Below are 13,541 nucleotides of genomic sequence, written 5' to 3'. Positions count from 1 at the left end.
AATGAAAAATAGCATTATCGCATTAGCCTTATTATTTATAGTATCGGCATGTAAAGAAAAAACCGAAACTATAAAAACAGAAGATTATAAAACTAAAACACTAGATGTTACAACCTCTATATATCCAGAAAATGTAACCAAAGTATTTAATGCTCATGGTAGCATAGAGCAGTGGAATGAATTTAAAAATTTAGAATTTACTATAGCAAAAGAAACTGGTGACGAAAAAACTATTACCGATTTAAAAACACGTCGTTCTTTTATAGAAACAAATACGTTTGCTTTAGGGTTTGATGGTGAAAATGTTTGGTTAGATAAAAAAGGAGAAAACGAATACAACGGAAACCCTAATTTTTACTATAACCTTATGTTTTATTTTTATGCAATGCCATTTGTTTTAGGAGATGATGGTATCACATATTCATATACTAATGCTTTAACAGTAGATGGTATAAAGTATCCAGGAATTAAAATAAGTTATGATGCAGAAATAGGCTCGTCTCCAGAAGATGAGTATATTTTATATTACAATCCAGAAACTTTTAAAATGGAGTGGTTAGCATATACAGTTACTTATTTTTCTAAAGAAAAAAGCAAAAAGTGGTCGTTTATAAAATACAGTAATTGGCAAACAGTTAGTGGTTTACAATTGCCAGAAACTTTAACGTGGTACAATACAGAAGATAGTTTACCAACAGAGCCAAGAAACAGTGTACAGTTTAAAGCTGTAACGTTATCTAAAAATATGGCAGCAGATAGTATTTTTGCTAAACCAGAAACAGGCGAAATAGTAAAATAATCTATTTTATAGAATTTTAAATAAAAAAAGGCGTACCAATTGGCACGCCTTTTTTATATATAAGTTTTATAGTGTTTAATTGTTTTCGTTTAATAAAGTAGAAAAATGAGTTTCTTCAGGATTAAAAAAGTTTCCTGTAAACATAACATTATCCAATGCTTGATTTAAGTTTATTTTCGAGCTTAAATCTGAGAACTTGTAAATCTTATTATTTTTGCTAGTTAAAGCAACAAAGTTTCTATTATCAATATGCTTTTTAGATGTCGATATTGTTTTTATACTATTTGTGACTACACTTAGGTTATTATGTATAATATAAGATGTATCTACATCAATAGTAGAAATAAATAAAGGTGTATTATTTTTTTGTTCATCTTTTTGTGCTTGAGAAAAAGAGAACAAACTATATAAAAGAAAAAAAGTAATTAATAATGGTTTCATAATAACTCAATATACTTAAATATAATGTTTTAAATAAATAATTAAAACATTATTGTTGCTTATACTTATTGCTATAACGTTTATAAAGCTCTGTTTGGTGCGATTCTAAACTTATATCACGTCCTTGAATATAGGCTTTAGATAATTTGTTAGTTCTCATATCAAGCGCATCTCCTTCACTAATAAAAAATGTAGCATCTTTTCCAACCTCTAATGAACCAACTTTATCGTCAATACCTAAAATTTTTGCAGTATTTAATGTAATTAAACTTAAAGCTTTTTCTTTATCTAAACCAAAAGCGGCACATGTACCCGCTAAAAATGGTAAGTTTCTGGCATTCATACGTTCCATGTCACCAGAGTTCTCTAAGCCTACTAAAACACCAGCATTAACTAATGTATTTGCTAATGTATAAGTTACGTCATAAGCATCATCATCACTGTTACTATTACTGTGTATACGTTGTAGTAATACAGGAATATTATTTTGCTTTAATAAAGGCATTACCTTATCTGCTTCTGCGCCACCAACTATAACTAAACTTTTTACATTATTATCTTTAGCAAAAGCAATGGCATCTGTAATTCCTTTTTGGTCATCTACGTGAACAAATAATTTTTTAGTACCATTAAATAATGGTTGTAAAGCTTCAAATGGTAAATGTCTTGGCGATTTGTTACCAGCGTTATAAGCCTTACTTTCTAAAACATAATTTGTTAGATTATTTACTTGTTCGGTATATTTTTTATTAAGTTTTAAGCCTGCTGGCTCACCTAACCACCAACGACCACGAGAATAAGGGTTTGGCCAGTTAAGATGAATACCATCATCTTCTTTTATAACAGCATCCTCCCAATTCCAGGCATCAAACTGTACAATAGATGAGGTTCCCGAAATGCGTCCGCCACGTGGTGTAATTTGTCCCATTAACACACCGTTTGGTCTCATAGATTCCACAACTTTAGACTCGGTATTATAAGCTATTAAACTTCTTACATGTGGGTTCATAGCTCCAACTTCTCTAATATCGTTAGATGCGCGTACGGCATCAACTTCAACTAATCCTAAAGTTGAATTTGGTGCTATAAAACCAGGATAAATATGTTTACCGTTGGCGTTTATAACTTTACCTTGTCTAGCAATTTTCATGTTTGCACTACCAACAAAAGTTATTTTGCCTTCGTTAAACATTATTAATGCGTTTTCAATAACTGTTCCATTTCCTAAGTGTGCTGTTGCACCTTCAATAGAATAGGCTTGAGTTTGTTGTGGCGCAGGTGTTTGCTGCGCAATTGCAATTACAGATAATAGTAATGCAAAGGTTAGTAATTTGTATTTTAAATATTTCATTTTGAAATGTGTTTTATTAATTTGAAAAAAAATATAAGGTTTTCCTATTTTGCTTATTATATTTCTGTATCACAGTGAAAGTGTTCTTTCTCTTTTTTCACAATAGGTTTTGTTTTTAATCCCTTATTTTTTGCTTGTAACATTAAAGTTGTAAGCTCATTTTTTTCTTTTTTAATGGCTTCACGTTTTTGTTTATCTGTTTCAATATCAAAATAAGTTGCACCTTCAATTAGGGTTTTTTCTGCTTTTGCATAAATAGACATTGGGTGATCGCTCCATAATACTACATCTGCATCTTTTCCAACTTTTATACTACCAACACGATCGTCTATATGTAATAATTTTGCAGGATTAAGTGTTACAAATTTCCAGGCTTCTTCTTCGCTAACATTACCATATTTAACTGTTTTGGCAGCTTCTTGATTTAAACGTCTAGACATTTCGGCATCATCACTATTAATTGCAACGGTAACACCGGCATTATGCATTATAGCAGCATTATATGGTATCGCATCATTAACTTCGTATTTGTATGCCCACCAATCACTAAAAGTAGAACCACCAACACCATGAGCTTCCATTTTATCGGCTACTTTATAACCTTCTAATATGTGAGTAAATGTATTTACACGAAAATCGAATTTTTCTGCTACTTTCATTAACATGTTAATTTCACTTTGTACGTAAGAGTGGCAGCTAATAAAACGTTCTTTGTTTAAAATCTCGGCAATTACTTCCATTTCAACATCTTTTCTATAAGGCTTTCCACTTTTCTTTAAAGCATCATACTCTTTTGCACGTTGAAAATAGTCTGTATATACTTGTTCAACTCCCATTCTTGTTTGTGGAAAACGTATCGTGTTATTTTCTCCCCAATTACTTTGTTTTACGTTTTCACCTAAAGCAAATTTTATAAATTTTGGTGAGTTTTTATATAACATGTTTTTAGCACTTTCTCCCCATTTAAGTTTTATAATAGCACTACGACCACCAATTGGGTTTGCAGAGCCATGTAGAATTTGAATACTAGTAACACCACCAGATAAATTACGGTATATACCAATATGCTCTGGGTTTATAACATCTTCTTGTGTTACTTCTGCTGTAGAGTTGTGTCCAGATTCGTTAACTGATGAGGTTGCAATATGCGAGTGCTCATCTATAATTCCAGCGGTTAAATGCTTGCCTTCTCCATTTATTACTTTAGCGCCAGAAGCATTTAAATTTGTTCCTATTTTAGAAATTTTCCCGTTTTTAATTAAAACATCACTGTTTTTTAAAATACCTTCTTTTTCGTTAGTCCAAACCGTAACATTTTTAAATAAAATAGTTTCTTGTTTTGGTTGTGTAGTATTACCAAATGCCATGTTTGGATAGGTTACAGGAAAGAATTTTCGAGACTTACTATCTTTTTTGTCTTCATCTTTATCCTTTTTCTCTTTGTCTTTATTTTCTTTCTCTACCTTTTTCGCATTAAAAGTAGATTCGTTTCCGTTTGGAAAATAAGCTTTACCACTAAAGTTATTAGTATCTGTTATGTTAGATACTAATCTAATAAACTCTTGTTTTGTAGTATCTACTGTAGAGATTGTAAGGTTTAACCAATCGTCTTTAAAGCTTACTTTAGCGCCTAATGTTTTATCGTTTGCTTTAGCCTTTGCTTTTAACTTTTCTAATTTACCAGAAATAGAAAGTTCATAGGTTGTGTTATTTAAATTAAAAGTATAATCACCTCTAATGTCTGTAGTATTTAAAGCCTTAAATTCATCTTTTTCTCCGGTAACCCAATTTTGATATATTGTAGTTTCTTTATCAAAAATATCTCCAGAAGTTACTAAGAAATTTGCATAAGCACCAGTTTTTAAGGTTCCTAAAACATTAGATTTTCCTAGTATTTGTGCAGGAACTGTAGTTAATGCAGCTAAAGCTTTTTCTTTGCTTAGTCCAGCTTCTATGGCTTTAAGTACATTAGCCATAAATTCTTCTGGTTTTTTTAATTTGTGTGTAGTAAAGGCAAAGTTAATATTGTTTTCTGCTAGTATTTTTGGGTTATGTGGTTTTTGGTTCCACTCACGTAAATCTGCTAATTCAACAGCACTTGCTAAAAACGGATCTTCCATATCGTAAGCGTCTGGGAAATCTACAGGTAAAATGAATGAAGCGTTTGTAGCTTTAATATCGTTAATATATTCGTATTCATCACCACCACCAACAAAAACATATTGTGTATTAAATTGGTCACCAATATTATCTAAACGCAAGGCATTTAGTTTGCTACCAGCTTCCATAATTTGGACTTGGTTTTTATTTGCAATAAAAGCTTCTAAAGTACGGTCTTTTTCTTTTGCATTTCCAGTTGCATACCAATTGGCATCCATATTTACTTGGCGTAATAAAGCAAATGCACCCATAATAGAAGTTGGGTAGGCTTGACGTGAGGTTTTACTTTTACTTGTTCCTAAATATTGTCCAGATTTTTCGGCTAAAATTCTATTAGCATCTGTACCATTAGAGTTTAAAGCTATTAAAGTTCCTGTACCACGAATAATACCATCATCAATATGTGTATTTACAGTACCAAAACCAGCTTTTCTTAATGCTTCGGCAGCTTTACTATCAAATTTAAAATGTGCAATAGCATCTTGTTCTGCTCTAATGTGGTCATTCCAGTAATAGCCTTCACGACCAGCATCGTATTGTGGTCTTCTAGAATTACCGCTTGGAGATTTTGGTGTTTCTACACCAAAAGTAGAGTAGATATCTATAAAAGAAGGATAAATACTCTTTCCTGTTAAATCTACTTTTACAGCATTTTTTGGAATGGAAACCGATTTTCCTACAGCTACAATTTTACCATCTTTAATAAGCAGAGTACTTTTGTCTAATACTTGAGTAGGTGAAACGTGAATTGTAGCATTTGTTAATGCTGTGTAATTGGAATTTATGGTTTTTACACCATCATTTTTGGGTGCATAGTCTTGCGCAAACAATGCTGCGCTAAAACATAACATTGTTGTTAGTAATAATTTTTTAATCATGAGTTAGTTTAATATGAGATTAAGCATTAAATATAATACTTAGCCAAGATATTTTTCTAATTATGACTGTTAAAGTGTTTTGTTTTGAAGATAATTTACTAAAAGAGCGACAACATAACTATAACTTTTCATACCGCCTTTTTGGTTATTAACTTCTAAAAATGTACTGTAAGTTGTTTGAAATAAAGGCTCTATAGGGTTTTTATGGTTTTTCCAAAATGTTCTAACGTCTTGGTAGTTTTTTAAAATCCCAGGATTTAATTCTTGAAGCTTTATGGTATATAATTCAGGATCTCTTCTGTATATTTCGTGTAAACAATGCCTCAAAGCAAAGGTATAACCAGAATATTTAAAATAAATATCAGTATTACTAGTTGCTGCTAAAAAACCTATAAAATTAGCTTCGTTTTCTGCAGCATAGCCTAACTGGTGTGCTACTTCGTGAGAAGCTGTTGTTGGTAATTTAAATATAGGAATCCAACTGTTTACTTGAGCCTCATTGGTTAAAGGGTTTAAATAACCACTAAATCCCATATAAGTTAATGGCATGCTAAGTAGTGATTTTTTTATGCTTTTTCCTTCGTATTCTAAATGCGGAAATGTGTTTTGAAGTATATTATAACCGTCTGGTACTTTTTTTAATAATTGAGGTTTAGTATAAGGAAACACAACCTTTACGGTGTCATTATTTGCTATTTGAAGCTGAATTTTATTAGACTTATCAATAAGTTTATTGGTAACTGCTAGAAGTTCTTCGGTAGTGTAATCGGCTTTTAAATTAAGGTTTTTATGAAGTGGTAAACGGTAATAATTAATAGCCCAGAATACATGAAACGCAATATAAATAATAGCTAATGCAGCAAATACATCAATTAACCAATGTTTAAAATCTTTAATTATACGTTTACGATTTAAAAAAAGCCATCTTAAAATAAAAATAATTGCAAAAGCATATATAAAATCACCAAACGAAAAAGGTAACCAACCCAAAGTAAACCTAAGAATTTTTGAAGTTAAAGGATACAAACCATTGCTATAATAGGTTTCTACAAATTCTGGAAACTGTGCTAATAGTTTTACAATTAAAATAGCAGGAATTATAGAAAGCGCAATAATTAATTTTTTGTGTTTCAGCATAGCTCAAAAATAGTTAATTTTCTGTTAGACCAACCAACAATTTTAATCCTGAAAACTCTTTTTCGTACTTTAGCAGTTCTTAAATAAAATTAGATATATGAATACTGAAATAAGAGCTTTAGAACCAAAACCATTATGGAATAAATTTGCAGATTTAAACGCTGTACCGCGACCTTCTAAAAAGGAAGAACGCGTAATAAAGTTTATGAAAGATTTTGGTGCTAACCTAGGCTTAGAAACTATTGAAGACGAAGTTGGTAATGTAATTATTAAAAAACCAGCAACACAAGGCATGGAAGATCGTGTAACCATTGTAATGCAATCGCATTTAGATATGGTACACCAAAAAAATGCAGATACAGTATTCGATTTTGATACCCAAGGTATAGAAATGTATGTTGATGGTGATTGGGTAAAAGCAAAAGGTACAACACTTGGCGCAGATAATGGTTTGGGTGTTGCTACAATTATGGCAATTTTAGAAAGCACAGATATTGCACATCCTGCAATTGAAGCCCTTTTTACTATAGATGAAGAAACAGGAATGACTGGAGCTATGGGATTAAAAGGAGGATTGTTAACTGGCGGTATTTTGTTAAATTTAGATACAGAAGAAGACGACGAAATTGGAGTAGGTTGCGCAGGAGGAATAGATGTAACAGCAACAAGAACTTACGAAGAAGAAGAAACACCAGAATTTAAAATTGGTTACCAAATAATAGTAAAAGGTCTACAAGGCGGACATTCAGGAATGCAAATTCATGAAGGTTTAGGTAATGCAAATAAAATTATGAACCGTTTATTATTTGATGGTTTTGAAAACTTTGGTTTACGTATTTCTGAAATTGATGGTGGTAGTTTACGTAATGCAATACCAAGAGAAAGTAAAGCAATAGTCGCTATTGATGCTATACATGAAGAAGCTTTTAATACTGAAATACAACAATTAGCCAATAGTATTAAAGCCGAATTAAAAACGATGGAGCCAGATTTAGAAGTTGTAGTTTCTAAAATCGATACTCCAGAAAAAATAATGAATTTAGGCGTGCAAGAAGGTTTAACACGAGCCTTATATGCTGCATTAAACGGTGTGTACCGCATGAGTGCAGATATTAAAGATTTGGTTGAAACTTCAAACAATGTTGCACGTGTTATTGTAAAAGATGGTGCTGTTAAAATTGGATGTTTAACAAGATCATCGGTTGAAAGCTCTAAGTTTGATTTAGCAAATACACTACGCGCTACTTTTGAGTTAACAGGATGTGAGGTTGAATTCTCTGGCGATTATCCTGGTTGGACACCAAATATGGAGTCTTCTATTTTAAAAGTGTTAGATAATTTATACCAAAAACTTAATGGCGAAAAAGCGCACATTGCTGCTTGTCATGCAGGTTTAGAATGTGGTATTTTAGGTCAAAATTATCCAGATATGGAAATGATAAGTTTTGGGCCAAATATTAAAGGCGCTCATAGTCCAGATGAACGAGCACAAATTTCATCGGCTCAAAAATACTGGAAGTTTGTTTTAGAGATTTTAAAAGAGATTCCTAAAAAATAATAATTTATAAAAAAAGCACAATCTCAAGATTGTGCTTTTTAATATTATTCGAATTCTGAATCGTAATAACCAAACCGTATTGTGGCTTTGTTAAAAATAAATTCGGTTTCTGTTTCTGTAAATTCTATATTATCAAAAAATATAGTGTAATCTACGTTGTTAATTCCTGTATGTACTCTTCCTGAAAAAGAGGTGCCTTCTGTTTCATAATCTTCACTTATTTGACCGTTGTAAAATTCAAATGTAGAAGAACCTTCTACTAACCTTCCACTAATTCCTGCATGAGGAACATTATTAGGGTGTGACTTGGTGTAATTTTCAAAGCCTAAAAAGGTAAATTCAAAATCAGGTTTATCACTAAATGTTAAGCAATCATTAGGCTCTATAACTGTAGATTCTAAAAATGCTATTTCTAAGCAATTTGCAGACTGTTCAATAGTTTCAGTTTCATCATCTGAACAGGAGAAAAATGTTATTAGTAAGAGTAAAACTAAGAATTTCTTCATAATTTATTTGTATCGTGATTGATGTAAATTTCTTAAAATTTTACTCTAAAATAATAAATAAAATAGCAATAATACTACTAATTCATATTCACTTTAAATTTTTCTCTATACTCTGTAGGACTTATGCCTTCTTTCTTTTTAAATAATCTTGAGAAATATTGTGGATATTCAAAACCGAGTTCGTAAGCAATTTCAGAAATACTTTTATTAGGTTCTAATAAAATATTTTTGGCTTCATCTATTATAAACAGTTGTATATGCTCTGTTGTGGTTTTGCCTGTTTCCTTTTTAAGTGTGTCGCTTAAATAGCGTTGAGAAACAGCAAGTTTATTTGCTAATACTTCAATAGTTGGTATGCCTTTTTCTTGTATATTTTCGTTTGTAAAATAATTTACTAATTCTTGGTTTAGTTTCGCTAATAAATCTATGGTTAATGCTTTTCTATTTAGAAATTGTCTTTCGTAAAAACGATTAGCATATTTTAATAACGTACTTAATTGTGATATTATAATATCTTTACTAAAATCGTCTTGATTATTTTGGTATTCTATTTCAATATTAGCTACTATAGATTCTAATTGTTTTTCTTCTTTAGGAGATAGGTGTAAAGCTTCGTTTGCAGCGTACGAAAAGAAACCGTATGTTTTAATTTGTTGTGCTAAAGCAGTGCCTTTTAAAAAATCTTCGTGAAAATTTATAGAAAATCCCTTTTGTTGAAAAATAACACTTTTATCCCATTGCATTACTTGTTTTGGAGCCATAAATATTAAAGCTCCATTTGTAAAATCATACTTAGTTCTACCATAATTTAAATTACCACTTATTATTTTTTTTAAACTTATAGAGTAACAGTCGTTAGTTATTGGTGGCGAGCTTTCTTTTGGGCATGGTAAGTATCCTTCTCCATTTGCAGTAAAGACACTTAACATAGGGTGTTCTGGACTTGGTAGCTCTAAATACTCTAAGTAGGCAGATAATGTATTGAAGTGTTTCATTTTATTTTTACTTTAAGTACTTATATAATTATTTCATAATTCCTAAATTAGTAACAATATTTGCTGGACCTTCTGGAAACCATGTTTTTATTAAAAATTTTGGTATTGAGCCTACTGGAATATAATCTGCATTGTATGTAATTTTAGTTGTCGATTTGTTTATTTTTTCAAACTCATAGATAACTTTATAAGTTTTCATTCTTTCAACATCTTTAGTTTTATAATTGCTTGTAATTGCCGTAGCTATAAATTTAAGCTTATTCTCGGTTTTTATACGATTTATTTTTAAAACTAAATCACTGTCAACAAGTGGCCAAGGTGCATTAAAATAATAATAAGCAATCCATTCATTTTTGGATGTTTTATCAATTTCTTTTGTAATTGGTGTTCTTTCTAAAAAATTTTTATGATTTTCTGTTTTAGAAAAGTATGCGTCTAACTGTTCTAATGTTACGTTTGCTTTGGTTTGTGCAATGTAATAAAAATGTGTGCCTTCTTTTTCTTTAACCAATTCATATTTTATGGTAGAGTTTCCGTCTTTTGAGATTTCAGTTGTCCAATTTCTACCTTGAGAAAATACATTAACCGAAATTAATAAAAGAAGTGCAAAACTAAAATAATTTATGCTTTTCATAATTTATGTTTTATAATTTCCAATGAAATCCTGTTGCTTTTTCTGAAACTTCCCAAAGTTTTACCATCACTGCTTTATCTTTTGCATGTGGTTCTAGTTTGCATTCTCCAACAGGTCCTGTCCAATAGTTTCTTCCCGTAGGACCGTAAAATCCTTTTTGGTCAAGATTAGGTTCTGTAGCACACATTAATTCTGGGTAAGCACCTCTTTCTGCAGATTGTACTAAAGGAGTTAATTTCATTAATTGCCAAATAAATCTAGTTAATAGACTTCCGCTAGTTTTTATAAGTGATGTTTTTGAAGCTCCTGGATGGCAGGCATAAACTTTTACATTAGTTTTGTCTGCTTTTTTAAGTCTGTCTTGTAACTCATAAACACACATAATTTGAGCTAGTTTGCTTTGACTGTATACAGTATTGGGGTTATAATTTTTATCCCAATTCATATCATCAAACTTAATAGTTTTAATACCCATTTTATAGCCTTCACTACCAACTGTTACAATACGCCCATTAGATTTTTCTATTAGCGGAAAAAGTAAACCTTGTAATAAAAAATTACCATAATGGTTTACGCCTAATTGACTCTCAAAGCCATCGTGAGTAAAAGTTTGTTTTGGTACTTGTGCTATTGCTGCATTGCATATTAAAGCATCAATTTTTGAAGTTGTTTTAATAACTTCTTTTGCCGCTTTTTTAATAGATGCAAGCGAGGCTAAATCCATTTTAATGTTTAATACATCTATAGTATTGCCAAGTTCTTTTTTTAAAGTATTAATTGTGTTTTCTGCTTTTTTAGTATTTCTATTAAGCATTATTACTTTAGCACCTTTAGAGAGCAATATTTTTGCAGCTTCAAAACCAGTACCACTTGTAGTTCCTGTAATTAAAAATGTTTTACCATTTAAGTTTTTTATTCTAGCAGGTGTCCAGCCTTTTTTACCAAATTGTGTTGTTTTCATTTGTCCTTAATTTTTTAATATAAAATGATAAGGCAAAGTTAAATGTATACTATGCTTAAGTTTTTATACTCATTTTCATAGTTTGTATACTTTTTGGTGTGTTAATATTATTACACGTATATAATTTAAGTATTAAAAAAATGTGTAGTAAATAATTCTGCTAACTAAATGTTACTTTTTAAGCTCTTTGGCAAATAATAATAACTGTTTATTGTAATTGTTAATTCTTGCATGAGCAGTACCATCTATTAATAAAATAACAATAAGCATTGCTATAGTAGTAATCATGCTAGCACGCCAAATAGGTTTGTCTATAAATACAATTATTAGTGCACAACTTGCAATAATTAAAGGAATTATTTTAAAAACAATAGTTTTATATTCTTTTAAAGTACTTTCTGCTCGTTCAAGCTCAGTATCTACAAACATTACAGCATTAGTTTTATATGCTTTTTCAAATTGTTTAATTCTTGATTTATTAGTAAAAAATAAACCTAAGCCAATTATTAATAATAATGCACCAGCTACTAATAGTGGTATAATATAGGCTCTTGCAATATCGGTTTTACCTAGTTGCCAAAAACCTACACTTGCTAATATAAAAATGATTGCAAATAGTATAAAAAATTGTGTTGAGAATACTTCACTTTTTGCCCAATCTGTTGCTGCTTTTAATATTTCCATAATTCTTTATTAAAGTTTATTTGTTATTGATATTGCGCTTTTTTACAAAAATAGGAGAGAAGTTACATTTTAAATGTATACAAAATTTCAATTCTTGTATAATTTTTGGTGTTATTTAAAATAGATTTTTAAATTTAATTATGCATGCTAGTTTTTAGGTATAAAAAAACCTTCAGCTTTTTTTAACTGAAGGTTTTTAATTTCCGCGAAAGCGTAATATTACTTTATACTCATTAACTCGATATCAAAAATTAAATTTGAATTAGCAGGTATTGGTCCGTTTGCAGCAGCGCCATAACCTAAAAATGAAGGAATAAATACTTTAGCTTTATCTCCAATTTTCATTCTTAAAAAGGCTTCTCTAAATCCTGGAATTAATCCAGCACTTGTATTATATTTTCTATCAAAAGGCTTGTAAAAGCCATTTTCGTCTGCCTTTTCATCGTAAGTTCCATTAGCTTTGGCAACATCTTTCCAAGTTGTATAAAATAAAGTACCATCTTCAAAATAACCAGCACAGTTAATATATACATTGTCTGATGGTTTTGGTTTTACACCATTACCTTCTTTTGTAGTAATCATTACCATACCTGTTGGAGATTCGTAAACTTCACCTTTTAAATCGGCATTAGCTTTTTTAAAGCTATCTGCAGCTATTTTAGCTTTTTCTTTAGCTATTTCTTCTTGTTTCTTTTTAATTTCTTCAATACGTTGTGGTAATAAAGGTTCTTGTTCTGTAAATACAGCAGGAGCATCAAAGGCTTTAGCTGCACTACCTTTACGTATAATTGTTAGCTTGTTAATTACAACATCTTCTAACGGTTTGTTAGCACTAGAACGCTCTTTAGAAACTGCGACATTAGATATAGAATCTTGAACTTCTAAACCTTTTACAAGCTCACCAAAAACAGGATGACAGCTTGTTCGTGGCGCGTTACAATTTTTTAAAGTTCCATCTGCTAAAAAGGCATCTAATCTTTTTAAAGGGACTTCGGTTATAAAAAATTGGCTTCCATTTGTTGTTAAACCTCCAGAATTTGCCATAGATAAAATACCTGCTTTATCGTGGCTTAATTCTTGGTCAAACTCACTATGAAATTTATAACCAGCGCTTCCCATGCCTGTAGCAGTTGGATCACCACCTTGAATCATAAATTTATCCATTACACGGTGAAAAGTAATACCATCATAAAATGGTTTTCCTTTTAACGAATCTGCTAAACTTGGATGAGTACCTTCAGCAAGTCCAACAAAGTTTGCTACTGTTACTGGTGCTTTTTCAAAATATAACTTGGCAACCATTGTACCTTTTGTAGTTTGAAACTCTGCATACAATCCATCTTCTAAATCTTTATAATTGTCTTGGCAAGAAGCACTTGTTATACCAACTACTAGTGCGACTATAAAAATCTTGATCATTTGTTTAAAATTGTTCAT

General features: G+C 30.7%; 12 protein-coding genes. 2 read left to right on the top strand and 10 right to left on the bottom strand.

Annotated features, from left to right (window positions below; genetic code table 11):
- The first annotated feature begins 1 nt into the window (after window position 1).
- The gene (locus tag BM549_RS06010) at window positions 2-799 is read left to right on the top strand and encodes a DUF6503 family protein (RefSeq protein ID WP_290469438.1); all 798 of its coding nucleotides are present in this window, start codon (window positions 2-4) and stop codon (window positions 797-799) included.
- Window positions 800-874: 75 nt separating this feature from the next.
- Here BM549_RS06010 and BM549_RS06005 read toward each other — a convergent pair whose 3' ends face one another.
- From BM549_RS06005 to BM549_RS05990, 4 genes are all read right to left on the bottom strand, one after another.
- Window positions 875-1,240, bottom strand: coding sequence for a hypothetical protein (locus BM549_RS06005; RefSeq protein WP_290469437.1), 366 nt, complete (start codon window positions 1,238-1,240; stop codon window positions 875-877).
- A 49-nt stretch (window positions 1,241-1,289) separates the two neighbouring features.
- Window positions 1,290-2,591: an amidohydrolase family protein gene (locus BM549_RS06000; RefSeq protein ID WP_290469436.1), complete on the bottom strand. Its 1,302-nt coding sequence runs from the start codon at window positions 2,589-2,591 to the stop codon at window positions 1,290-1,292.
- A 56-nt stretch (window positions 2,592-2,647) separates the two neighbouring features.
- Entirely contained in the window at window positions 2,648-5,629 is a 2,982-nt protein-coding gene (locus tag BM549_RS05995; RefSeq protein ID WP_290469435.1) for an amidohydrolase family protein, read from the bottom strand.
- A gap of 69 nt (window positions 5,630-5,698) precedes the next feature.
- Window positions 5,699-6,766, bottom strand: coding sequence for a DUF3810 domain-containing protein (locus BM549_RS05990; RefSeq protein ID WP_290469434.1), 1,068 nt, complete (start codon window positions 6,764-6,766; stop codon window positions 5,699-5,701).
- A 97-nt stretch (window positions 6,767-6,863) separates the two neighbouring features.
- Here BM549_RS05990 and BM549_RS05985 point away from each other — a divergent pair, with 97 nt between their 5' ends.
- Window positions 6,864-8,324: an aminoacyl-histidine dipeptidase gene (locus tag BM549_RS05985; protein ID WP_290469433.1), complete on the top strand. Its 1,461-nt coding sequence runs from the start codon at window positions 6,864-6,866 to the stop codon at window positions 8,322-8,324.
- A gap of 44 nt (window positions 8,325-8,368) precedes the next feature.
- Here the strand turns inward: BM549_RS05985 and BM549_RS05980 are convergent, their stop codons facing one another.
- From BM549_RS05980 to BM549_RS05955, 6 genes are all read right to left on the bottom strand, one after another.
- Window positions 8,369-8,830: a hypothetical protein gene (locus BM549_RS05980; protein WP_290469432.1), complete on the bottom strand. Its 462-nt coding sequence runs from the start codon at window positions 8,828-8,830 to the stop codon at window positions 8,369-8,371.
- Window positions 8,831-8,907: 77 nt separating this feature from the next.
- A complete protein-coding gene (locus tag BM549_RS05975) occupies window positions 8,908-9,825 on the bottom strand; it encodes an AraC family transcriptional regulator (RefSeq protein ID WP_290469431.1) in 918 nt (305 codons plus the stop codon).
- Between the two features lie 28 nt (window positions 9,826-9,853).
- Window positions 9,854-10,459: a hypothetical protein gene (locus BM549_RS05970; protein ID WP_290469430.1), complete on the bottom strand. Its 606-nt coding sequence runs from the start codon at window positions 10,457-10,459 to the stop codon at window positions 9,854-9,856.
- A 10-nt stretch (window positions 10,460-10,469) separates the two neighbouring features.
- Window positions 10,470-11,420, bottom strand: coding sequence for an SDR family oxidoreductase (locus BM549_RS05965; protein WP_290469429.1), 951 nt, complete (start codon window positions 11,418-11,420; stop codon window positions 10,470-10,472).
- Between the two features lie 171 nt (window positions 11,421-11,591).
- Window positions 11,592-12,104 carry a hypothetical protein gene (locus BM549_RS05960; protein ID WP_290469428.1) on the bottom strand — a complete coding sequence of 171 codons (513 nt, stop codon included), beginning with the start codon at window positions 12,102-12,104 and terminating at the stop codon, window positions 11,592-11,594.
- 219 nt (window positions 12,105-12,323) lie between these two features.
- The gene (locus BM549_RS05955; protein WP_290469427.1) at window positions 12,324-13,541 is read right to left on the bottom strand and encodes a peptidylprolyl isomerase; all 1,218 of its coding nucleotides are present in this window, start codon (window positions 13,539-13,541) and stop codon (window positions 12,324-12,326) included.

The organism is Lacinutrix sp. MedPE-SW (assembly GCF_001874145.1).
In the GTDB taxonomy this organism is placed as follows: domain Bacteria; phylum Bacteroidota; class Bacteroidia; order Flavobacteriales; family Flavobacteriaceae; genus Lacinutrix.
This window is presented reverse-complemented; position numbering and strand designations above follow the sequence as displayed.